General features: G+C 24.9%; 21 protein-coding genes and 1 riboswitch. All 21 genes read right to left on the bottom strand.

Annotation, left to right across the window (positions count from 1 at the left end):
- Positions 1-47: 47 nt before the first annotated feature.
- A riboswitch (Lysine riboswitch) is annotated at positions 48-220 on the bottom strand.
- Between the two features lie 71 nt (positions 221-291).
- Positions 292-1131, bottom strand: coding sequence for a formyltetrahydrofolate deformylase (gene purU / locus RDY08_RS03875; protein ID WP_307905114.1), 840 nt, complete (start codon positions 1129-1131; stop codon positions 292-294).
- A 17-nt stretch (positions 1132-1148) separates the two neighbouring features.
- Complete coding sequence (gene hslO / locus RDY08_RS03870) at positions 1149-2021, bottom strand: Hsp33 family molecular chaperone HslO (protein ID WP_307905113.1); 873 nt, start codon at positions 2019-2021, stop codon at positions 1149-1151.
- An 86-nt stretch (positions 2022-2107) separates the two neighbouring features.
- A complete protein-coding gene (locus RDY08_RS03865) occupies positions 2108-2893 on the bottom strand; it encodes an ABC transporter permease (RefSeq protein WP_307905112.1) in 786 nt (261 codons plus the stop codon).
- On the bottom strand, positions 2883-3521 hold the full coding sequence (locus RDY08_RS03860) for an ABC transporter ATP-binding protein (RefSeq protein WP_307905111.1): 639 nt from the start codon (positions 3519-3521) through the stop codon (positions 2883-2885). Before RDY08_RS03860 ends, RDY08_RS03865 begins: the two co-directional genes overlap by 11 nt.
- Before the next feature lie 12 nt (positions 3522-3533).
- Positions 3534-4361, bottom strand: coding sequence for a tetratricopeptide repeat protein (locus tag RDY08_RS03855; protein WP_307905110.1), 828 nt, complete (start codon positions 4359-4361; stop codon positions 3534-3536).
- 42 nt (positions 4362-4403) lie between these two features.
- On the bottom strand, positions 4404-5429 hold the full coding sequence (locus tag RDY08_RS03850) for a peptidoglycan DD-metalloendopeptidase family protein (protein WP_307905109.1): 1026 nt from the start codon (positions 5427-5429) through the stop codon (positions 4404-4406).
- Entirely contained in the window at positions 5410-6696 is a 1287-nt protein-coding gene (rho, locus tag RDY08_RS03845; RefSeq protein ID WP_307905108.1) for a transcription termination factor Rho, read from the bottom strand. The genes RDY08_RS03850 and rho overlap by 20 nt, the downstream gene beginning before the upstream one ends.
- A gap of 14 nt (positions 6697-6710) precedes the next feature.
- Complete coding sequence (locus RDY08_RS03840) at positions 6711-7088, bottom strand: response regulator (RefSeq protein ID WP_307905107.1); 378 nt, start codon at positions 7086-7088, stop codon at positions 6711-6713.
- A 28-nt stretch (positions 7089-7116) separates the two neighbouring features.
- Positions 7117-8418 carry an alpha-amylase family glycosyl hydrolase gene (locus tag RDY08_RS03835; RefSeq protein ID WP_307905106.1) on the bottom strand — a complete coding sequence of 434 codons (1302 nt, stop codon included), beginning with the start codon at positions 8416-8418 and terminating at the stop codon, positions 7117-7119.
- Between the two features lie 84 nt (positions 8419-8502).
- Positions 8503-9816, bottom strand: coding sequence for a tRNA (N6-isopentenyl adenosine(37)-C2)-methylthiotransferase MiaB (miaB, locus tag RDY08_RS03830; protein ID WP_307905105.1), 1314 nt, complete (start codon positions 9814-9816; stop codon positions 8503-8505).
- A gap of 201 nt (positions 9817-10017) precedes the next feature.
- A complete protein-coding gene (locus RDY08_RS03825) occupies positions 10018-11973 on the bottom strand; it encodes an alpha-amylase family protein (protein WP_307905104.1) in 1956 nt (651 codons plus the stop codon).
- A 3-nt stretch (positions 11974-11976) separates the two neighbouring features.
- Entirely contained in the window at positions 11977-12924 is a 948-nt protein-coding gene (locus RDY08_RS03820; protein WP_307905103.1) for a carbohydrate kinase family protein, read from the bottom strand.
- 372 nt (positions 12925-13296) lie between these two features.
- Positions 13297-13842 (bottom strand): GNAT family N-acetyltransferase, encoded by a 546-nt coding sequence (locus RDY08_RS03815; protein ID WP_307905102.1) that lies wholly within the window; start codon positions 13840-13842, stop codon positions 13297-13299.
- Positions 13843-13906: 64 nt separating this feature from the next.
- Positions 13907-15943, bottom strand: a complete 2037-nt coding sequence (locus RDY08_RS03810; RefSeq protein ID WP_307905101.1) for a bacteriohemerythrin — start codon at positions 15941-15943, stop codon at positions 13907-13909.
- A 46-nt stretch (positions 15944-15989) separates the two neighbouring features.
- Positions 15990-17810 (bottom strand): DUF4032 domain-containing protein, encoded by a 1821-nt coding sequence (locus tag RDY08_RS03805; RefSeq protein WP_307905100.1) that lies wholly within the window; start codon positions 17808-17810, stop codon positions 15990-15992.
- Between the two features lies 1 nt (position 17811).
- Complete coding sequence (locus tag RDY08_RS03800; RefSeq protein ID WP_307905099.1) at positions 17812-18423, bottom strand: metallophosphoesterase family protein; 612 nt, start codon at positions 18421-18423, stop codon at positions 17812-17814.
- A 48-nt stretch (positions 18424-18471) separates the two neighbouring features.
- Entirely contained in the window at positions 18472-20001 is a 1530-nt protein-coding gene (locus RDY08_RS03795; RefSeq protein WP_307905098.1) for an NAD(P)H-hydrate dehydratase, read from the bottom strand.
- Between the two features lie 4 nt (positions 20002-20005).
- On the bottom strand, positions 20006-22420 hold the full coding sequence (locus RDY08_RS03790; protein WP_307905097.1) for an HD-GYP domain-containing protein: 2415 nt from the start codon (positions 22418-22420) through the stop codon (positions 20006-20008).
- Positions 22421-22425: 5 nt separating this feature from the next.
- A complete protein-coding gene (locus RDY08_RS03785; protein ID WP_307905096.1) occupies positions 22426-24018 on the bottom strand; it encodes a PP2C family protein-serine/threonine phosphatase in 1593 nt (530 codons plus the stop codon).
- Between the two features lies 1 nt (position 24019).
- A complete protein-coding gene (locus RDY08_RS03780; protein ID WP_307905095.1) occupies positions 24020-24967 on the bottom strand; it encodes a hypothetical protein in 948 nt (315 codons plus the stop codon).
- Positions 24964-26016, bottom strand: coding sequence for an HD-GYP domain-containing protein (locus tag RDY08_RS03775; protein WP_307905094.1), 1053 nt, complete (start codon positions 26014-26016; stop codon positions 24964-24966). The genes RDY08_RS03780 and RDY08_RS03775 overlap by 4 nt, the downstream gene beginning before the upstream one ends.
- Position 26017: the final 1 nt, after the last annotated feature.

The raw sequence follows: 26017 nt of genomic DNA, 5'->3' as shown, positions 1-26017 counted from the left end.
ACAAAAAAAGTTGATGATATCCACCAACTCTATTTTTACTATTAAAGTCCGTAGATAGCCCTCCATCATTATGATGACAGTAGCATAGATATTTTCTATACTCCCAATATAAAATTTGGATGGATTTTATATTTCGGCAACTCTCCCTTTTATAATACTTCGCAGAAATACCCATTTCTCCATATTATTACTATTGAGCTTTGCAACCTCTATCTCACTTATTTTTTTATTAAATTGTATACATATTTTATCACAATACCTACTTAAAGTAAAGCATAAATTTATCTCAACCTATTCAAATATAACGGTTCTATTTTTATTTATAAACACTCTATCTTCAAAAACTAATTTTAATGCTTTTGAAAAAGCTGCTCTTTCTGCATCTCTTCCTGCATTTCTCATCTCTTTTGCACTATAAGTATGATCTATCTTTAAAACTTCTTGAGCTATAATAGGCCCGTCATCAAGATCGTTTGTTACAAAATGTGCTGTAGCTCCTATTATTTTTACCCCTCTATTATATGCCTGTCTATATGGATTCGCTCCAATAAATGCTGGTAAGAATGAATGATGTATATTTATTATTTTATGTTCATATTTTTCTACAAATTTAGGCGTTAATATCCTCATATACTTTGCCAAAACTATATAATCAGGATTATATTCTTCAATTTTTTTTATTATTTCATCTTCGTGTTCCTCTTTTGTTTTTTCATTATGAGTAATAAAGCTATATGGTATATCAAATTTTTCTGCCAATCCTCTTAATTCATCATAATTCCCTATCGCCCCTACTATATCTGCATTTATCTCTTTGTATTCACTTCTAATTATTATATCAGAAAAACAGTGATGCTCTTTTGTTCCCATTATAACTATTCTTTTAGGTTTTGATTCTATTACTTTTATCATAGCATCATCTGGTAAATTTTCTTTTATTTTATCAACTAATATATCTTTTGAGACTTTTCCTACAATTTCAGTTCTCATAAAAAAATGATTTGATTCTTCATCTACAAATTGATTATTACTAACAATATTTAATCCAAGCCCAAATATTACAGATGTTACTTTATTTACTAGACCTTTTTTATCGGTACATTCTATCAATACAATACTTTTTTCTTCCATTTCTTAGTCTCCTTTTTCTAATTTTCTAAAAACTCCTTAAAATCTTCTTCTGTAAAAATATACTCTTTGTGACAAAAATGGCATTTAGCTTTTATCTCTTTATCTGTTTCTAACATCTCTTTTATTTCGTTTTTATCTAAAGTTATAAGCCCTCTATAAAATCTATCTTTATCACAGTCACAATTATATTTCACCTCTTTTTTATCCAATATTTCTATATCCTCAACATTTTCAAATATTGAATTTATAATATCTTCTGGAGACATATTCGATTCTAACATTTCTGTCACAGATTTTATAGTTTTAATTTTTTCTTCTAATCTGTTTATAAATTCTTCATCTGCTTCAGGTAAAAGCTGAATTATAAAACCACCTGCTCTTTTAATTGATAAATCTTTATCTACAAGAACTCCTACTCCAACTACTGACGGAACTTGCTCAGAATAGAAAAAATAATTTGCTAAATCTTCCCCAATCTCGCCACTCACGAGATTACTAATCCCAACATATGGTTCCTTTAGCCCCATATCCTTTATTATTTGTAAATTACCTCTTCCTATTATCCCACCAACATCCAATTTCCCATTTTCATTTAATGGTAAATCGGCATATGGATTAGACACATATCCTTTTACATATCCTTTGCTATTTGCTGTTACAATTATTTGTTTTAATGCTCCATCTCCAGTTATTTTAATTGTTAATAAATCTTTTTCTCCTTTTAAGTCACTTCCCATTATTACTCCTGCTGTCAATACTCTTCCAAAAGCAGCTATTGTTGTGGCACTACATTTATGTATTTTTTGTGCTTCTTCTACTATATTTTTTGAATCTACGCAAAAAAATCTAGCATTTTTATTTTTTGTTATTCCTCTTATTAAATATCCCATTTTCTCCTCCAGTTATTTTTTATAATTATTGTATAATGATTATACTTAAATTTAAATATTTTATCAACTCATATTGTTAAAAATAATTAATTTCCAAACACATCTTTTTTCAATACACCATATTCATCAAAAGCTATTGGTATTGTAAATAATAAAGTTAATACTATTCCTAACATTCTTGTTACTAATATCGCTATTGTTATTGCTATTTGATATTTTATAGCATTCATAGGGCTTTCTCCACTTAATATTTGACCAGTCATCATACCTGGCAAAGATACTATTCCAATAGTTGCCATCGTTGCAAGTGTTGGCTTAGATGATATCTTTATACTTTTTCTAATAAATGGTAAAAGTGCCTCATATCTTGTAGCACCTAATGATAATTTATAAAAATATTTTTTTTCTTGCTTTGATATATTTTTATAAAAATTATCTAATCCTATTATATTTCCTTTTAAAGAATTTCCTAATAGCATTCCACCTATTGGTATAAAATACTTTGCTTGAAAAATATCTTTTAATCCTATAATAAAATAATTGAAATATATTCCTACAAATGCTACCACTAAAAACAGAGAAGCTATAATTGGTGGTAAAAATAATTTTTTATTAAATTCTATATTACTTAATATTGAAAATGCAGCCACTATTAGCATTAAAAATAGCCATAAAATATTTAACATAAAATTATCTAATTGAAATATATATTTCAAAAAAACACCAACTAAAAACAGTTGAACAAACATTCTTATTCCAGAAATAATAATATCTTTTGTCATAAATAGCTTAAAATAAAAGCTAAATCCAATAGGTATAAGGAACATTAACGCAGCTAAAAATAATGAAAGAATTGATATATCATTGGCCATCTTTATCATCTCCTATATTTATGACTTTATATTTATTTGTATCTTCCCACTCTTTATCATGGGAAATTGAGATTACTGTTTTATTTATCTCTGAAAAATAGTTTGCTACAATAGCTTTTAACTCTTTATCAAGAGACGCAGTTGCTTCATCTAAAACAAATATATCTCTATCTAATAATATTGATAAAATTATACCTACTCTTTGTCTTTCTCCTCCTGATAATTTTGACACATTTTTTTCTAATATTATATCTTCTAAACGAAATTTTTTTAATAAATTTTTTAACATCTTTTTATTTAATTTTTTATCTTTATTTCCAGAAAATTCAAAAGTTTCTGCTATTATTTTCATCACTTTTTTCTCATCTAAATCTACATCTTGACTGACATAAGCTATTTTTTGTCTAATTTTCCAAATTGTTTTTTCATTTAACAATTCATTTTGAAAATAGATTTCTCCACTATTCGGCTGAGTAAATCCAAGTAAAAAATTTCCTAAAGATGTTTTTCCAGAACCAGATTTTCCTTTTAATAAAATTTTCTCCCCATTTTCTATTTTTAAATTAAAATTTTTGAAAATTTCTATTTCTTTAAAACTCAAATTTATATTCCTATATTCTACTATCATATATATCTCCTTTTAATTAGAATAAATTGTCAACATTAAATCTCGTAATTCTTTCGAATTAGGAAAAAAATTTAACCCTTCTTGTCCAATTGTTTTTGCCTTCTTATCATTTTTCTTTATCATATATAATTTTACTAATTCTATATATACTTGTTCATCTTTTTTTTCACTTATATATTTCAAAAAATATTTAATAGCATTATCAAAATCACTATTTAATTGATAACTTATTCCAATCCCTAAATATGCCTCTAAAAAATTTGGCTTTTGTTTTATAACTTTTTTATAATATAATATCGATTTTTTATAATATCCTAAAAATCTCAATGTTATTGCTGCTCCAAATTCATTTTTATAATTACCAGTTTTATCCAATAAAAATGTATTCATGGCTTTTTCATATAAAAAATCTTTGAAATATACATCTCCAATATAAAAAATTCTTTCTGAATTATTAGAACCACTACTATTTAAAAATTTTTCATAATATTCATATGCTTTTTTTTTATTTTTTTTATAATTATTGTAAATATCAGCTATCTTAAAATATATTTCTGAATTATTTTTATCTACATTATTACTTAAAAAATTCTCTAAAAACTTTAATTCATCATCATACTTTTTATTAGTTTCATAAATTTTTAAAATCTTCATTACAACTGTAATATTACTGCTATCTATTTCTAAAGCTCTATCATATAAATCTTTAGCTTCTTTTAAATTATTTTCTTTATAATATGCATCTCCTAAATTTAAATAATCATCTACTGTAATATCTTCTGCATAAATTACAGAACTAAAAAAAAGAAATATAATAATAATTTTTTTTAATTTTTTCATAAATTTCACCTCAGTATAATATTATAAAAAGTAGGGTTTCCCCTACCTTTTTAAAAATCGCATTGGATTTAATGGTTTTCCATACTTTCTAATTTCAAAATGTAAATGTGGTCCTGTAACTCTACCTGTTTTTCCTGTTTTTCCTATTTGTTGCCCTTTTTTTACATATTGTCCAACTTTCACGTAAGACTTACTTAAATGAGCATATCTTGTAGAATACCCTTTACTATGTTTAATTATAACAATTCTCCCATAGCCTGACATCCAACCTGAATATGTAACTTTCCCATCCAAAGCAGAATACAATGCTGTTCCTGTTCTAGCTCTCAAATCAACACCTGTATGAAATATATATCTTTTTAATACAGGGTGATATCTATTCCCAAATGGGCTCGTTACTCCTCTATACCTTACTGGCCAACCAAATTTTGTTCTATTACTAAATGTTTTTTTAGCATATCTAGTTCTATTAGCTTTTATAACAAAATCTAAATTTGGATTAGGTATAAATATTTTTTCACCTTTTTTTATTTGAGTATCGTTTAAATTATTTGCCTCTAATATACTTGCTAATTTAACTTTATATTTATTTGAAATTTTTCCTAAAGTATCTCTTGATTTTACTGTATAATATATTCCATCTTTATTTAATATCTTCAACTTTTGCCCAGCATAAATTTTTCCATTTTTAACTTTTGGATTATTTGCTACAATTATATTCATGTCTTGACCAACTGCTTGAGATATTCCATGCAAAGTATCCCCACGCTTTACAGTGTAATATATCTCTTTAAGCTTCTTATTTTCATTTTCTTTTTTATCTGTTTCTAAATTATTCACTACATCAGAATAATCTTTTTCAAAAGTATAATATTGATAATCTATTATTTGTATTCCTGCATTTTCACTATTTATCTTAGAAATATCTCCTTTTGTTATTGCATCTGTTCCATTCCCACTCTCTTGATAATTCCCTTTAACTATTGTTAGTATAAACACAGTTGAAAAAAATAACATTATATAAACAAATATTTTAATAATTTTCCGTTTACTTAGATTGGTCGCCATTAAAATCTCCGCCCTTCAAAAAATGATTTAAAACTGAAGCATTATTATCTGTTTTTTTCAATAAATCTATTAATCGTTTTGTAGCTTCCGCTGATGAATATTTGCTTAAAAATCTTCTCATTCTCCATATTACCATTAATTCAGCTTCACTTAATAACAGTTCTTCCTTTCTAGTTCCAGAACGTTTAATGTCAATTGCTGGAAATATTCTAAGTTCTGATAAATTTCTATCTAAATGTACTTCCATATTACCAGTACCCTTAAACTCTTCATAAATTACATCATCCATTTTACTTCCAGTATCAATTAAAGCTGTCGCTAATATTGTTAAACTTCCACCATTTTTTATATTTCTTGCTGCACCAAAAAAATTCTTTGGAAAATATAAAGCTCCTGGATCAATACCTCCAGATATAAGTTTCCCACTTGATGGTATAATTATGTTATATGCTCTAGCAAGACGAGTTAAACTATCCATTAATATTACTACATCTTTACCATCTTCCACAAGACGTTTTGCTTTTTCTAATATAGCTTCTGTAACTTTAACGTGATTTCTAGGCTCTTCATCAAATGTTGAAGCAAAAACTTCTGCTCCCTGCACATTTTCTTTTATATCAGTTACCTCTTCTGGCCTTTCATCTATCAACAATATCCAAACTTCTACATTAGGATTATTTTCAATAATACCATTTGCCAAACTACTTATTAATACTGTTTTTCCTGCTTTTGGCGGTGCCACTATTATCCCTCTTTGTCCTAATCCAATTGGAGAGATTAATTCTATTATTCTACCAGGTATATTTTCTTTATCTTTAGATGATGTTAATTTTAATAATTTATCTGGATAAGATGGAATCAAATCTTCAAATTTAGGTCTATTTTTAGCTTTTTCTAAATCAATCCCATTTATAGTAAATATTTTTAATATTGCAAAATTACTTTCATCACTTACTGGCTTTCTACATTCTCCAGCTACAATATCTCCTAATCTAAGAGAAAACTTTTTCACTTGAGAGGCAGATACATAAATATCATTTCCAAGACTGCTGTTTCTTAAAAATCCATATCCATCTGGTAATACATCTAAAACTCCATGACCAACAAGCTCTCCTTTTTTTTCTCCTAGAGCTTCAATTACTTTTAGCATTGCATCTTCTTTATTTAATTTATATGCTTTTTCTATACCTAACTCTTTTCCTAATTTTTGTAACTCTTTTAATTTATAATTTACAACGTCCTCATATTTCAACTCATTAAAATCCATTATTCAACTCCTTTTCACATATGACCTAATTCTAAATAGGTTCTTATTCCTGCAATAAATCCTCTTGCATTAAACGGTTTTGTAATAAAACCATCTGCTCCCACTTCAAATGCTTCTTTTTTATCAACTGCTGATAATTTTGCAGAAAACATAACAATAGGAACATTCTCCATTTTCTCATTTTCTCTCATTTTTTTACACGCTTCTAGCCCATCCATTTGCGGCATCATTATATCTAATATAACTAAATCTGGAATTTTTTTTTCTATTCTTTCTAATGCCTCAATTCCATTATGTGCAGTTATAACATTATATCCTTGATTCTTTAATAACATTTCAATTACCTCTACAACATCAACTTCATCATCAACTATTAATATATTTTTTGACATTTTTCCACCTCTTTATAATTATCGGCAACTATTTTTTTATATAAAATAATTTTACTTCTCCTGGAGAAAGATTATATTCAAAATTATCTGGAATATTCTCCATTCTATGTCCGTGAGAAATATCTATTACTTTTTCTCCACCCATTAAATTATATAACCCATTATAATAGATTGTATTAATATGTTCTCCATCATTATTTATCATTACCAATATTTTTTCTGACTTATCTAAACTTTCTTTTGTAAATGCAAAAATATTATGATTTTTAAAATATATAGGTTCTATAATATTGTCTTCTTGTAATATATCATATTCTGATTTAATCTGATTAATCCTAGAAATTTCTTTCGAAATATCATATTTTTTATCTTCCATCCAACTAGGATTTGTTTGGACCACATCTATTTTTCTTTCAAATCCAAATTCAAACCCAATTGTTATTGCTATACTTGAACAAAAATAAGCTCCTAAAGCATATTTAGCTATTGCTAAATCTTTATTCCCATTAATTTCTTTTGAATATCTTTCTGTATCATGATTTTCAGGAAAAGTTAAAGAAGGATATTTATCTGCCCATTCTCCATAATCTTTTAAAAAATAATCTGCTTTTAAATCCCACCACTTAAAACTATTCATTACAAAATCAAATCCTGCATCTGCTGTATTAATCAGTTGTTTTGGAGTACATCCTAATGTTTCTGCTATAAATACAGAATCTGGATATTTAGATTTCACATTACTAATTAGATATTCCCATAAATTCCTTGGTATATGATATGCTGCGTCACATCTAAATCCTCTTACTCCCAATTTGGCATATTTCAAAATCATATCTAACCAATATTCCCATAAATTATCCTTATCAATGGAATATTCATTATCAATTTGAGCTAAATCACCCCATTCTATCCAATTATTTCCATCCATTGCACCTGGATTTTTTATACTTCCATCACTATTTTTCATATACCATTCAGGATGTTCTTTTGTTAATGGCGAATCTATAGCTGTATGATTTATTACCAAATCCATCATTATTTTCATACCTTTTTTCTCAGCTTCATTACAAACTTTCTCTAAAAGAAAATCTCCCTTTTCTTTTTGTCCATGTAAATCTGAAAAATCCATTTCTCCAGTTACAAATAATGGATGATATAAATTATAATCTTTCACTGCATAATCAGAACCTGAAAATCCTGGCGAATGAAATGGATTTATATATATCCAATTAAAATTCATCTCTTTTATTCTGTCAAAATGTTCAATCCATTTCTCCATACTACCTATAAGTTTTGGATATAAATTGTATACTCTTATACCTTTTTTCATATATTACCTCCATATAATATTTTCCCTAGTCCTATAGAACGTTTGAAAAATAAATTTTTTATATCTATTCATTTTAAGCCATTCCTATATTAACTCTCCATAAAGAGTCCATGTATTTGCTTCATTTATCTTAACTGTTGCAAATTTTCCTATAAGAGTTTCATCACCCTTAAATATTACAACTTTATTACTATCAGTTCTCCCAATATACATCTCTTTATTTCTAGGTGACAACCCTTCTACTAAAATTTCTATTTCTTTATTTAAATATTTATTACTTTCCTCTTTAGTAATCCTAGTTTGAACTTCTATTAATCTTTGTAATCTATCTTTTTTTTCTGCTTCACTAACTTGCTTTTCCATAGTAGCCGCTGGAGTTTCATCCCTTTTAGAATACATAAACATATATGCGTTTTCATATCTTGCTTTTTCAACAACATCTAAAGTATCTTTAAAATCTTCTTCAGTTTCATATGGAAATCCTACAATAATATCTGTTGTTAATGCAATATTTTTTATTTTACTTCTTAATTTTTCAACTAATTTCAAATAATCTTCTTTTGTGTACCCTCTATTCATTTTTTTCAGAACAGAAGTTGAGCCTGCTTGAAGCGGAAGATGAATATTTCTGCTAATTCTTTCATCTGCTATTATTGATTCTATTACATCATCTGTAAAATCTTTTGGATGTGGCGACATAAATCTAAGTCTAAATTTCCCTTCTATTTTAGATATTTCTTTTAATAATTTTGCGAAATTTTCACCATTTGTTAACCCTTTTCCATATGAGTTTACATTTTGCCCTAATAAAATTATCTCTTTATACCCTTTTTTCAAAAGATTATTTATATCAGTAATTATATCTTTAACAGGTACACTTCTTTCTCTTCCTCTCACATACGGAACTATACAATAAGTACAAAAATTATCGCAACCATATGTTATAGAAACACAACCTGAAAAATTAGAATCAAAATCTGCATCTAATCTTGGTGGTAATTCATCTTCATTATCTACTAATACAACATGTTTTATTTCATCATTTTCTAATTTACTAAGATATTCTGGAATTTGATATATATTTTGATTCCCTAGTACAAGATTTACATGAGGTGCTCTTTTCAAAATTTCATCTTTTTTTTCTTGTGCAAGACACCCAGTTACTCCAACAATCATATCCTTTTTAGTTTTTTTTAAAGTTTTTAGTTCTCCTAATTTACCATATACTTTTTTTGAAGCTCCTTCTCTTACTGTACATGTATTTATAAATACTAAATCACTATCTTTTAAGTTTTCTGTTATTTCATATCCTTGTTTTGTTAATTGAGCTTTTATTTTGGCACTATCATTAACATTCATCTGGCATCCATACGTTATTACCATTGCTTTTTTATTCATCTATTTACAATTCTCCTTTTTTATAATGCAAAATTAAAAATTAATAATTTTTCTTTTTTTTAATTATCAATTATTCGTTTTTTATACTCATAACACTTACCCTATTATAAAATATTGTACCATATTTACACTTTTATTTCAAATGAAATTTTACTTTATAATTTCATTATAAAATTAAATTTAAAAAGGAAAACAGAGATATTAATCTCTGTTTTCCTTTTCTTTTAACCAATAAAATTGATATCTTTTTATTATAATTTTTCCTTTTCTAATTTCAGGTATTTTATTTGTAAATTTATCAATTACTTCTCCAAAAAATCCATTTTTCATCAAAATGCTATATTCTATTTCTTGTTCTCTATCAGAAAAATTCATTATTACCATTATTTTACTATCCTTATGCTCTTTTATAAATATAAAACTGTTTAAATTATCATTTCCTACAATCTTATAATTATTTTCTCCATAAAACTCAGGAGTATTTTTTCTGATTTTTATCAATTTTTTTATGTTTTCAAATATTCTATTTTCAATAGAACCCATTTTTTTTCTTATATTCAGTCTTTCTTCATCAATAACAGGTCTGTGTATCCATCTATTATCATCTTTTTTCTCTTCATCTAATTCATAACTATAATCATTAGTCATCCCCAATTCATCACCATAATAAATTAAAGGAATCCCACCAAAAGACATTATTGCACTATGCAAAAGTATAATTTTTTCAATAGATTTTTCTATTTCATCAAAATTTTTATTTTTAAATGATTTTTCTAATCCACATAATGAGGCTAACTCTCCTGATATTCTCGCATCTCCAGTTTTAGGATTATACATAAATGGAATTCCAGAAGCCATGCTTCCATAAAATTTTCCTGTATAATATTCTAATAAAAATTTTCTATGTAATACTGGATTATATCCTGATTCTATTGCATCCAAATCAGAAAATCCAAGTCCTATATCATCATGACACCTAATATAATTTACCCAAGTAGTTCCTTTTGGTAATCTAGGCATATGTTCAAGTCCTTTTTGTAATAGTTTCGTGTTTTTAGTAGCAATCGCATCCCATAAAAATACCATAAATGAAGCATTGTACGCTATATCACACTCTTTTCCCTCTAAATCTCCTTCTCCTAAATACTTAACAATTTCTACTGGCTGAACAATTGCTTCTGCTTTAAATACAACTCCTGGGGCAACAATTTTTGCACAAGCTTTAAACATTTGTAATATTGTGTGTGCCTCTGGCAAATTTTGACTATTAGTTCCAATTCTTTTCCATAAAAATGCTACTGCATCTAATCTTAATATATCTATTCCTACATTTGCTAAAAATAATAAAATCTTTGTCATTTCTATAAATAGATCTGGATTGGTATAATTTAAATCCCATTGATAATTATTAAATACTGTAAAAATCCATTTATTTATTTCTTTATTATATGTAAAATTTCCAGGTGCTGTCTTAGGAAATACTTCAGGCAAACTTTCTTCAAATTTATCTGGAATTTCTCTATTATTATACATATAATAATAATCTTGATATTTTTTATCTCCATCCAATGCTCGTTTTGCCCAATCGTGTGTATCAGCAGTATGATTTAAAACTAAATCCAATTCTAGCAACATATTCTCTTTTCTAAATATTTTTAAAATATCTTTTAAATCTTTCATATCTCCAAATTTACTATCTATTTTTGTGTAATCGCTTACTGCATATCCACCATCATTTTCTCCTTCTCTAGCCTGTAATAACGGCATAAAATGAACTATATTTATTCCCAAATCTTTTAAATATGATATCCTCTCTTTAAACCCTTTTAAATCTTTTGAAAATCTATCTATATATAACATCATTTCAACCCAATTATTACTTAAAAACCAATCTGGCTCTTTTTCTCTTTCTAAATCAATCTTTTTTAATCTTTCATCTCTTTTCACATAAAAGTCTTGCACTACAAACATTAATTCTTCCAATTTTATCGCAAAATCTTTTCTATCCCCGTATAAACTTCTAAAATTATTAAATAAAATTTCAAAATTATTTCCAAATCTAGCAAAAAATATTGAAAAATCTATATTTTTATATTCTTTTCTGTCTCGCAATTTTTCTAATATTTCACTCATAAATCTTAAATATTCTCTCCCCATTAATTACCCCTCCACTTCTTCTAATGTTGGTAAAGCATCCATAGCTCCATATTTTGTGCAAGTTATCGCTCCAACTTTATTCCCAAAGTTTACTATCTCTTCTAATGTTTCCATATTATTTATCTCTTCTATTTTTTCTAATTTAGATATCTTATACAAGACAGCTCCTATAAATGCATCTCCTGCTCCTGTTGAATCTATTGATTTTACTTTTATACTTGATACTATTTTTGATTCTTTACCATTGCTTATTAAAGTTCCATTTTTCCCTAACGTTACTGCAACTATTTTAGCACCTAAATAATGTAATTTTTTTACAGCTTCCTCTTTTTTTGTTTTTTTAGTTAATAAAAATAGTTCTTCCTCACTAACTTTTACAAAATCAGAATATTTAACATATTCTATTGATTTTTCTATAAATTCTTCTATTCTATCTTTCCATAGATCAACTCTATAATTTGGATCAAATGATATAAAATTTCCATTTTCTTTTACATATTTTAATGTGCTATCATAACTTTTTTTCAATTTTCCACCTAAAAGTGCAGTTGCAGATCCAAAATGTATTATCCCAGCATCTTTTAAATTTTCTAAATTAATATCTGAAAATTTTAAATTTTCATCTGCACCTCTATTAAAAATAAAATCTCTTTCTCCATTTTTTTGCAAAGATACAAATGCCAATGTAGTTCTATTTTTTTTATCAATTGATACTAAAGATATATCGACTCCATTTTTTTTTATTTTATTTATAAGAAACTTCCCAAATGGATCATCACCTACTTTACCTATAAAAAAAGATTCCCCACCTAATTTACTTATTGCAATTGCTACATTTGCTGGCGCTCCTCCAGCTTTTTTAGTAAAATTCTCCCCATTTTCTAAATCAACATCAATATCTGAACATATGAAATCTATCAACATTTCTCCTATACAAGCAACTTTAAACATTATATTTGCACCTCCAAAATTTATTCAGTAAGGCTTAAAAATTATGAAAAACTTATTTTTTAAACGTTACTTAGGAAACATAGAAATAACTTACTTTTTTATAGCAGTTATCAAAAACTATACTCAATATTTTTAGAAAGTTATACTAAAAATTATCCTATAATTAGAATATACCTTAAATACACACGTTTGTCAAGGATAAAAAATAAATTGATAGCATGAAATAATTGTAAGAAAAGAGGATCTTCAACGCAAAGCCACAGAGAATACAAAGTTCGCATATTATAAGATTTTTTAATTATTTCCTCTGTGAACCTCTGATTCCTCTGCGGCTCTGCGTTGTCACTAGTTAGAAATGGCTTAAATATAATTCTAAATAATTTTCTCATTAAATTTCACCATATGTAAATGGTCTTCCCATTCCCCATTTATTTTTAAATAATTTTTTGCTAATCCTTCCTCTTCAAATCCAAGTTTTTTCACTAAATTTAACGATCTTTTATTTTTTGGCATTATATTTGCTTCTATTCTATGTAATTTTAATTCATTAAATCCATATTCTATAACTTTTTTCACCGATTCTATTGCATATCCTTTTCCCACTTCATCCTTATCAAATTTATATCCCAAATGGCAAGATTTAAATACTCCATAAATAATATTTGATAAAGCTACTGTACCCAATATTTTTTCTTCTCCTGATCTAAATATCCAAACTCTAAATAACTCTTTTTTTTCATTTTTTAATACATCGTTTCTTAAATTTAATTTATGAACTCCTATTTTATAAAAATCATTATTTCTTTCTGGTTCCCACTCTTTCAAAAAAATTATATTTTTTTTGTAAAATTCTAATACTTCTTCTGCATAACTTTCATCTAAGGTTTTTAATAACAATCTTTTTGTTTTTAATATCATATTTTGCCTTCTTTCTTAAATATATTAAAAAGAGTTGAATTTTTAGTTCAACTCTTTTTCTATTTTATATTGTTCCTAAATATTCCCCTATTTTTCTGTCCATTCCTTTTATATGCTCGACTATCCAATCTCCTACAAATTTTTTAATTTTTATTCCTGTTCCTGACTTAATTCCTTCCATTTCTAATTGTTTTTGTAAATTGATAGCAAACTCCACAAACTTTTTATGAGTTTTCCTTTGCTCCTCTAATCCCGGATAATTTTCTCTCTTCATTATTTCTTCTTCATCAGCAAAATGTTCTGCTGTATATTTCACTAAAAAATCCACTATATTATATATTTTTTCATTTGACTTCCCTAATTCAATTGCATTAATTAATTCATTTACTGTATCTACCAAGCTTTTATGTTCTTTATCTATTTTTTCTATTCCAATTATAAAATCAGAATTCCAATTTATATACTCTTTTCCTTTATAATTATCTTTATTCTTTCTTTCTACAATTTTATTTCTCTTTGATATACTTTTTATATCAAAAAATTCAGTTAATTCAATTAGACTTTTGGATAATTCTTCTAATTTTTCTACTGATTTCAAAGAGTTTTCTATCACATAACTATTTTCATCTAAATTATTTATTATATTGTCACCTTGAATAGATAATTCTTCTATTGCAATTGACTCCTCTTTTACTCCTATAGATACTGTGTTTGTCATAATTGAAATTCCTTCCACCTTTTCCTCTATTTTACTAAACATATTATTAGTAGAATTTACCATAGCCTCACCTTTTTCTGCACCTTTTACTATATTTCCCATTTGTTTTATTAGATTTTCCATTTGTTCTTGTATATCCTTTATCATAAGAGATATCTCTTTTGTTTCATTAGATGTTCTATTAGCTAATTTTTTTACCTCTTCTGCAACCACTTCAAAACCTCTTCCATGTTCTCCTGCTCTTGCGGCTTCTATTGCTGCATTTAATGCTAATAAATTTGTTTGAGCTGCAATTTCATTTATTACTATTACTATTTCTCCTATTTCATCTGTTTTAATCCCCAATTTTTTTACTTCGTCTTTCCCGTTATTAATATGTTCTTTCAAATTTTTTATTTCATCTGTTGTACTATTTACAATTTCCATACCCTTTTCTATATAATTTTTAGTCTTATCCACATTTTGATTCATATGAACTGCATTATCTGCTATACTTCTTGACGTTCCAGATAATTCTTCTATTGCTGCAGATGTAGTACCTATACTTTCTCTTAAATCTTCAAAACTATTTTCTATATTTAAAAAATATTTTTTTATTCCATCTTTTGTATTATTAATATTTTCTGAAACTAGAACTATATTATTTACAATTTTATTCAATACTTTAAAATAATTTGAAAATATTTTACTAATTTCTCCTATTTCATCATTTGAGTTAATATCTATTTTTATATTTGTTTCTCCTTTTTCTGCCTTTCTTAACAGTCTCAATAATTTATTAAGCGGATTTATGATTTTTAATTTAATATGCAGAGATACAAATAACATTACAATCCCTATTATAATTGCAAAAATTATTTCAAATAATTTTAATAGTCTCCATTTCTGTTGTGAATTTTCTTCAAGCTCGGTTACTAATTCATTTGATAAATTTAATAACTTCAAGTTATTCATATCAATATAATTTACTGCATTTTTATCTCCACTCATAATTTTATTTATTGAATTTTTAAACTCTTTCCAAGTTTTTTCTAGTTCAATATATGAATTACTTAACTTTGCTCTTATTATTTTTACAGGTTTACCTACTCCATCCAATGTTATACCACCATATAATATCGCATTTTTAGTGTTATCGTATAATTTCACTTCACCTTTTATCTCTTTTTCCACTTCTAGTTTTTTTACTAAATCTTTTATACTAATATATTTAAAAATATTTTTACTAATTTTTTGTGTTAACATTCTTTGCCTTCCAGATAAATTAACTAACAAACTATCTTGTTTTGTTAGATTAATTGTATAAAATACTACTATAAAATTTACTATTATAAAAATTAATATTAATAATATTGTCATGGATACTTTCGTTTTAATTTTCATTTTACTCCCCTCCAATACCCAATTATAAATGATAGTACCAAATATTTTAATTGTTTAAATATTCTATCGCCAAATCAATTATATCCACATATTTCATATCTTTTCCCAAATAAGTACCATAATTAAGAACTCTCGCATAAAAATCTATTAATGACATTTCTCTCTTTTCTTTTAATTTATACAAAGTTATTCTTGTTTTAAATTCAGTTAATATCTCGTTATTGTTGCTTAATTTTTCTAAATCTTTCAATACTTTTTCACTTAACCAATTTGAATCTCCATAAACTTTCATTGCAGTCTCTAACTTAAAAACTGTTCCATATCTTTTTATTGGTCCATATTTTTTCACTATTTCGTCAAATAAATTTTTATTTAATAATTTTTCTTTAAATTTATTAATTATATAATCTAATATATCTTTTTTTCTTTCTTCATCTTTAAATCTTAATAATAACCAACCATGTGATTGCAAATAACTTTTATTTATAGAATTAAAATAACGCTCCTTAGCATCTTTAAAAGATATATCTTCATATTTAGATATATAATTATATTCTGATTCTATTCCAAAATAACTTTCTATAAATTCATCTTCACCTAATTCAACCTCTTTTAATTGATCTATAATTGGAATATATCTTTCTAAAATATAATTTGCAATTAATAACTCACTTTCAAAATTTGACTGTTTTATTGCATAATTTTTTAATGAATAGTATGCTCTTTCTCTATTTTTTGTTATTATTTTAAATTTTTCTAAATACATATTACTTAAGAAAGCTATCTTTTTTTTAAAACATTTAAAAAATTCCATAAATTCATCTTTATACCATAGCTTTACCCCATTTTGAAAATCTTCTATTTCATTTTTATACATAAACTCATCAATTTCAAAAATTATTAAAAAGTTATGTTTAAAATTTAATCCTGTTTCCTTTTTTAATATATCATCTTTTCTCACTATTACTTCATCCAATTTTTTTCTTGCATCTGTTTCTTTTAATATTTCTAAATTTTCTTCAACCTTTTCATTTACTTTTATTATACTATCTTCACTATCTTCTAATTTTAACATATTTATAAAATTAATAACAGCATAACTAAACCCTATATCTCTTCCTTTTTTTTCACTTGTAAAATATTTGTGATTTAATAAATATATAAACAGGTCATCATAAGTTCGATCTTTAAAATTAGATAATATATTGTTTTCTTCTAAAATTTTTATTGATGGTTCATAAATTTTTTCATACCATAATTTTGAAACTTTTTCTAAATCTAATGATTTTTTTTCGAAATTTTCTACATATTCTTTGTAGTCATTTATCTCCTTTAACAATCTGCTATATTGTCCCATCTCTGTAAAATTAATATTATTTAATCCTGTCTTTTTTTCAAAATTAAATTTTTCATTATAAATAGCATTTTCTTTGGTAGTTGGAGAAGGTATGAATTCTTTTACTTCTGCTTCTATCCTAACAAAATTTAAAAATTTTGCAACAGAAACTCTATGATTTCCATCATATACAAAATACTCATCTTTTATTTTATATAGCTCCAAAGGTGGCAAAGGTTTTTCATTTACAAATGCCAAATAAATACTACACCATCTTTCTTCAATAACACTATTTTTAGGTACAAAGTTTTTATTAAAATCCATATATTTTTGAACACTACCTTTTATATCTTTTATTAAAACATCTTTTATTCCTAAATTAACGCTTGTATATGCACTATTTTCTTTTTGAACCTCTATAAAACTTTTTAAATTTTCATCTTTTTTACCAAACCATAAGAAACCTTTTGATTCTTTTAAAAATTTTGAATATGAATTTTTTGCATCAATATATGTTTCTATTTTTATCACCTCATTTTTTTAATTCAATAACTTTATATCCATATGCATTTATTATTCTTGTACCATTTACTATTGTTTCCTGTTTTTCATATTGACTAGAAAGATGAATATGTCCATGTATCCATAATTTAGGCTTACAATATTTCAATATATACCTAAACGCTCGAAATCCTTTATGTACATGATCTTCTTTATCGTGAATTCCTCTTATTGGAGCATGTGTTACTACTATATCTGGTCTTCTAATAGCTATTTTGATTATCTGCTTTAATATTTTTTTCCACATTCCATATTCCGTATATTGATGTTCTCCAAATGAATACACTCTTGAACCATCTAATCCCAAAATTTTTATATTTTTATATTTTATTATCTTCCCATCTATATTTTTACAAAATTCTATTTTATGATTTTGTTCATAGATATGATTTCCATTTACATATATAACATCTTTATCTAATGCAGAAAATAGATAATCTAAATATCCATTGCTCACATCTCCTGCTGAAATAATAAAATCAACATATCCAAACTTCTCTTTTAATTGCGATACAGAAAATATTTTTAACATATCTTCATCACTGACTATTAAAATTTTATAATCTTTTTTTCCCCGCTTCACTGTACCTCCAAATTTATACAGAGTTTTTTCAAAAAAAATCTATAACTCTTATTTTTTTATATCTTTTATGCATTCTCCTATTTTTTTTATTATTTTATTAGCAGTTACTCCCTCTTCTGATTCATATTCAGCTATTTTATCTCCAATATATCCATGCAAAAAAACAGAAATTTTACTTGCTTCTAATCTATTATACCCTTGTCCCACAAAAGAAGCAATAATTCCTGCTAGTACATCTCCAGTTCCAGCTGTTGCCATACCTGGATTTCCTGTTAAATTTATATATGTTTTTTTTCCATTGCTTATTATTGTATCCGCTCCTTTTAATACTGTTATAACTCCATAATTTTCAGAAAATAATTTAGCTTTTTCTAATTTATTTTTTATATCACTTTTTATTATTCTTTTAAATTCTCCCATATGAGGTGTCATTATAATATTTTTTCCATATAATATGGCTAAATCATCTTTTATAGCATATAATCCATCTGCATCCAACACTATATTAATATCATTTATTTCATTTAACAATTTTAATATATAATTTATTGTTTCTTCTTCTCTTCCAATCCCTGGACCTAAAATAATTACATCTGGTTTTATTTCATTTATAAAATTAATTGTTTCAACATAATCAATTGCTCTAAAATATTCCCTTTTCTCATCTCCAATTGGAACTGTAATTGTTTCAGTGCTTTTCTGTTCTAAAATAGTATTTATACCTTTTGGAATAATAGAATAAACTAATCCACTTCCGCTATTTAGAGCTGCTTCACTTGCCATATATATTGCTCCACTAAATCCTGTTTTACCTCCAATACATACCACTTTCCCAGCATTTCCTTTGTGTATATTTTTATTTCTAATTTTAAATTTTATATCCTCTTTTTTAATTATTTCGTATATATCATCCAAATCATCTTCACTTTCAACAATATTTGGTATTCCTATATCTACAATGGATAATTTTCCTCTGTATTCTCTACCAGGATATAAAAAATGACCTAATTTCCCACCATGATAAGCAATTGTTAAATCTGCATTTATCCCTATTTTTTGTATTTCTCCTGTATTACTATTAACTCCAGAAGGTATATCCAAAGATATTACAAATTTATTTTTCAAATTATTTACAAAACTTATTAGATTATAATGCTCTCCTATAACATTTCTATTTAATCCAATTCCAAATATTCCATCTATAATTATATCATATTTAAATTTTTCATTTAATTCCATTAATTCTTCAAAGTTTTTTATGAAATTTAAATTAAGTTTTTTACATATATTATAATTTAATCTAGAATCTTCAGATAATTTCTCCTCTTCTCCAATGAAATATATATCTAATTTTGAAACTTTTGAAGATAATCCCCTTGCAACAACAAAACTATCTCCACCATTATTTCCAGCCCCAGCCAAAACTATTACTTTTTTTTCTGACAAATTTTGAATTTTTTTTTCTATTATTCTTACTGTTTCTATTCCTGCATGTTCCATTAAAATATTACCTGGTATATATTTTTTTATCGTTTCAAAATCTATATTTTTCATCTGGTCAGAACTGTATATTTTCATATTTTTACCCCTTAATTTTTAATTCTCCAGTTTCTATCATTTGTATAGCTACTTTAGCTATTTCTTCGTCAAATTGAGTGCCTGCATATTTTTCTAACTCTTTTTTAGCTATATCAATTGATAACCCTTTTCTATATGGTCTATCTGATGTCATAGCATCAAATGTATCTGCTACAGCTAAAATTCTAGCTCCAAAAGGTATTTCTATTCCTTTTAATCCTTCTGGATATCCTAGCCCATCTGGTCTTTCATGATGATACTTTACCATATCTATAATTTCATCTAATTCGCTTATGTGAGATAATATTTTTACTCCTTTTTCAGGATGTTGCTTTATAATATTATATTCATAGTCTGTTAATTTTCCTTTTTTCTGAAGAATATTTTCAGGAATTCCAATTTTACCTACATCATGTAAAATACCTGCATATCTAATCTTTTCAATAAACTCTTTTGATAAATCCATCTTTTTTGAAATTGATACTGCATATTCCATAACACGTTCAGAGTGCCCACGAGTATAGGTATCTTTTTCATCTATTGACTGTGCTAAACTTTTTATAATATTAAAATTTTGCTTTTTATGCTCTAACATCATAAAGTTATTTTGTAATATTATAGATATTTGTGTTAAAAATATTTTAACTATATTATCATCTAATTTTTTCAAATTAAAATTTCCTAACAATTTAATGACTCCAATTAAATTTTCTTTTGCTACTAATGGAATATAATATTCTCCATTTATATTTATAATTTCATATTTTTTTTCTATAAAAGCTCTTTTTTCTTCTACTAAACTATTTTTTATTTTTACAATATCATCATTTACTTGTTTAAATTCTAAAAAATATCCTTTTTCATATAATAATATCTTATAGTTTTTAATTCCAAATAATATTGCTATGGAATCTTCCATCATATCTTTCATTTCTCCAATATTTTTAACCGATGACATAGCAAGAACTATACTATTTAAAAATGAAAGATCCATGATTTTTCTTTCCATCTTATAATATAAGTTCGAATTTTCTAATATTAAATTTACTTCATTTGTTAACACAGATAAAGTTTTTTCTACATTTCCGTCTAATTCTATCCCTTCAAATTTTAAACTTCCCACAAATTTATTTTTTATTATTAAAGGAATCTCTATATAGTTTTCTTTTATTATTATTCTATCTGGAATCAAATATTTCAAATTTTCATTATATGAATTTTCTATAAATTTATCTTCTCCAGAAACATAAATTATTTTTTCATATGTAAAATCAATTGTATTTTTATATATTATTTCACCTCTTTTATAATTCCTATACTCACAAAGTTCTTTCATAAAAGATTTAAAAAAATTATTAATTTCCGATATCTCTCTTATCCCTTGGTTTAATACATTTTTTATCAATTGAAAAGATTTTAATTTGTCTTGTAATTCTTTATTTTTTAATTCTATAATATATGTATAATTTTTTAAATCTTTATAAGAATTTTCCAATTTTTTATTATAATAATCTATTTTATTTTTAGAACTCAAAATCTTACCCTTTAATTTATTTAAACTTTTAAATATTTCTCCAAGTACGCCTCTATCTTTTATATAATTTTTTTCTATTACAAAATCAGAATCTTCTTCCAAAAGTTTTGATATTATTTTTTTTATTTTTAATTTTTCTCTATCATCTCCAATGTTATAAATTAATGCTGTTATTACTATTAAGACTCCAATTATAATTATCAATATCAATATATCAAAATTATAAATATTAGAATTTTTAAAATACTCTTTTAAATTTTCAGAGTTTTTTATTGTAGCTATTTTAAATCCATCTAAATTTTTCAAATCTATCTTTGCTATACATGTGTCTTTTGTTTTAAAGTACTCTATATTTTCCTTAGGAAATTCATTCCCATTAATTTCTAAAAGAAATTTCCCAGAAAAATTTATAGACAATTCTTTTAATAATATTTCTTTTAAATTGCTATCTAACACATAATATTTATCTTTAGATTTTATTATTGTTCTTAATAATAAAAAATTATCCTCTAAAATAAAATATGAAATTTCAAATTCTTTCTCCTGGTTTCTATTATCTAAAATTTTAAAAAACTCCATAAAAGTAGGATAAATATTCATATTATTATATTTTTTTTCAGAATCTCCAGATAAATTAAATATATATAAATTATAATTTTTGCTTAAACTTTTTTCTGATTTTAAAAATAATATTTCTTTTAATTTTAAAATATTATTTTCTTTTAATTTATTCAAAAAAACATTAATGCCTTTACTCTTTTCAATTTGAAATTCATTTATAACATTATTATATATATTGTTATTATTATTATTAATTATTGTATTTAATAGCAATAATAATAATAGTGCTATAGTTATTGTAATTATTGTTGCTTTTTTATACATTTAATTCACCTTCTTTCTACCTTTACCACAACCAAAGTTATATCATCACTTTGAATTGCTTTTTTTCTAAAACTAGAAACTTCTTTTAATATCTCTGCCTTTATATTCTCTGATGAGTTTAGTCTATTTTTAAAAACAATATTTTTTAACCTATCTATACCAAACAGTTCTTTTTTGCTATTTTCAGCCTCTGTTATTCCATCTGTATAATATACTAATACATCTCCTTTATTCAATTTTATTTCCCCTATTTTATATTTATAATTTCTAACAAATCCTATTGCTACTCCCTTAACGTTTTCTTCTGTTATCATATCTTCTTCTTTATTATAATAAATCAAAGGATTATGTCCTGCATTTGAATAATATAGCATATTTGTTTCTTGATCATATAAACTATAAAAAAGAGTTATAAATCTTTCATCAGATATATCATCTTCTATGATTTTATTCAGTTTCTCTAGTATAATATTTGGATAAATATCATATGAAGCTACAGCTCTTAAAACTGATCTCACTAACGCCATTAATAAAGCTGCTGGTATTCCTTTTCCACTTACATCGCCTATTGTAATACCAAATTTACCTTCTGCAGATAAAAAATAATCATAATAATCTCCACCAACCTCTTTTGCCGGTTTAAAATAATTAGATATTTCTAATCCAAATACATTTTTTATATTTGAAGGCAGTAAGTTTCTCTGGATATCTGCAGCAATTGAAATTTCTTTCTGCATTTGTTTTTTTTCAGAAATTTCTTTATACATTCCCAACGTATTTAATGAAATAGCCGCATACATAGATAATGCTAAAATTATATCTTTTTCTTCTAAATATGAGTTCTCATCAGCTTTCTCAATAATATATATTACCCCAAAAGCTTTAGATTTTATTGCTATTTCACTATATACAACTTTTTCTCCAGCTTGTATCATTTTATTAGCTAACTCTTTATATTCTACTTTATCTTTAGCATTTAGTGCAATTATATTTTCACTATTATCATAATTAAAATCTACAAAATTAATTTCTCCTTTCATAGCTTTATTTAATAAATTCCCATCTTCCCATAAAAAAACAGCAATTTTCTTTGCTGAAGTCATTATAAAATATGTATCTATTAATATATCGATTGCTTTATTTTCATCTATTGCTGATAATACCGATTTCCCAAGTGCATTCAGACTTGATAAAGTCCCTACTTTTTTTTCCAAAAGGTCATTTGTATATTCTAATTCTGTTGATTTTGCAATTAAACTTTTATATGCTTTTTCTAATTCATTTCTATATGAATTTATTTCCGTCATTGCTTCTTTTAAATCAAACTCTTTTTTGTTGAATTTTTCTATTGTTTCATTATAAACTTCTAATACTTCATTATCAAATTCTTTTATATCTAAAGTTTCGCTACTCTTTTCATTATAAATATTCTTTAATATATTTATAAAATATTCTTTAATATCTTTTTTTCTTATACTTTCATATACTATTAAAGAAAAAGATATAAACAAAAATATAATGAATTTCATATATATATCAAATTGAAAAATTACTAAAGAAAATAATAGTATTATTTCCAATATTATAAAATATATCATTTTATCCTCCAATCAATTCTTTAAAAGTTATTCCCTCACTATTTCTCAATAATTTTCTCAAAGTTACATCTTTGTAGATTACATTTATATTATAATCGTTATATAAATAATGTTTTTCAACCCCACCATAATAAAAAATATAGTTTCCTTTATAATAATCATATCCAACATATTTACTATTTTTAAGTATAATTATTTTATTGTTCAAATTAATTTCACTGTTAGAAATCAATTTAAAATCGCTATCTTTCAAATTCTCTATAAGAATAGGATATTTATATTTCTTTATATCCTCTCTTAAATCTGTTTTTACATTTAAATTTATATCTTTTGTATAATATTTTCTCTTTATCTTATCTATTTTTTTATAAGGATTTTTTATCAATGCTACCATCTCTATTTTAGATTTTTTGATAACTTTAGTTAGAATCTTTCTTTTATTCCTTAATAAATTAATTAATTCTTCTTTGTCTAATTCTGTATATATTTTACTCTCATCAAAAGTAGAATCTTCTAAAATATTTTTTAATTTTAATATTTGATTTTTTAAAATCACTTGTACTGGATCTTTTTCTATATATTTTTTCTTATTTAGTTCTAACAATTTTTTCTTTTCTTCTTCATTTAAAGAAGAAGCTACTTTAGTTAAAATTTTCTCTTCAGGTAAAAGCCCACTGTTTTCTATCTCTTCATAATCTTTAAAAAAACTCATATCAAACAATATTATATCTTTTTTATTTTCCAATAAACTTTTTTTTAAAAATAGATCAAATTTCTTAAAAAAAACTTCTTTTTCTTCATATTTAGTTGGATATTTTATATGATTTAATACTATTTTATAATCCCCTTTTTTTATTTTAAAAGGAATTTTTTCTTTAACTTCTTTTTTTAATACAATGTTACTACAACCAAACAAAAAAAGTAATACTAATGCTACTATTTTTCTCATTTATCTACTCCAACAATATATTTAGTTAAATTTCCCTCTTCTGTCAAATTAATTCTCTCTGCAACTCCTTTTGTAACTATATCAATAATTGGTCTAAATGGATTTGAACTAGCTTTTGAAACAACTCCTTTTCTTCCATCATTTAATATTACTTTTGTATTAATTGGATATATTGGCATACGTTTTAAAAAACTTTTTAATATTTTATCATCAACTAAACTTATAGATGATTTCATCACTATTTTCATTGCATCATAATAATCATATCTTTCTCTATAATTTCTATTTTCTATAAGCGCACAATAAATATCTGCTATATTTACAACTTTTGCCATTTCAGGAATTTCATTGCCCTTTAGTCCTTCTGGATATCCAGTTCCATCCATTTTTTCATGATGATATTTAATTATGTCCAAAACATCTTTTTCTATTTTATCACCAATGATTTCTTCTCCATAAGCTGTATGTTTCTTTATTTCCATTATTTCATCTGAAGATAAATCTTCTGATTTTTCTAATGTTTCTTTTTTTATTTTTAACATCCCAACGTCATGTAATAATGCTCCTTTTCCTAATAGTTCTAGCTTTTCTTTAGAATACCCCAAAGAATCTCCAATCAATAAAGATATAATTACCGTATTTAATGAATGCTGAAATAAATAGTCTGCAGCACTTTCACCTTGTAATATTCTAATTAAAACATCTGAATCTAATTCTAAATTTTTAATAGATTCACCTATTATATTTTCTATCTCTTCTGCTTCTATTCCACTAGAAACAGCATTTTCTAATATTTCTTTTGCTTTTTCTATAGAATTCTCATATTCTAATTCAAATACTTCTTTTAACATATTCTCTTTTTCTAATTCTTCTTCTATTTTTAAACCATTTTCATCTACAATATCTACTTCTAATATATTAAACTTTTTTATTTTTTCTATAGCATTTCTATCTAATATTACATCTTCATTTATAAGTATTGAATTTTCATAATATACCGGTTTTAATAATTTCATACCTGCCTTTAATTCTGAACTATATTTTTTCATT

Source organism: Haliovirga abyssi, from assembly GCF_030295325.1.
Lineage (GTDB): Bacteria > Fusobacteriota > Fusobacteriia > Fusobacteriales > Haliovirgaceae > Haliovirga > Haliovirga abyssi.
The sequence above is the reverse complement of the archived record's forward strand: the minus strand, read 5'-3'. Positions and strand labels throughout refer to the sequence as shown.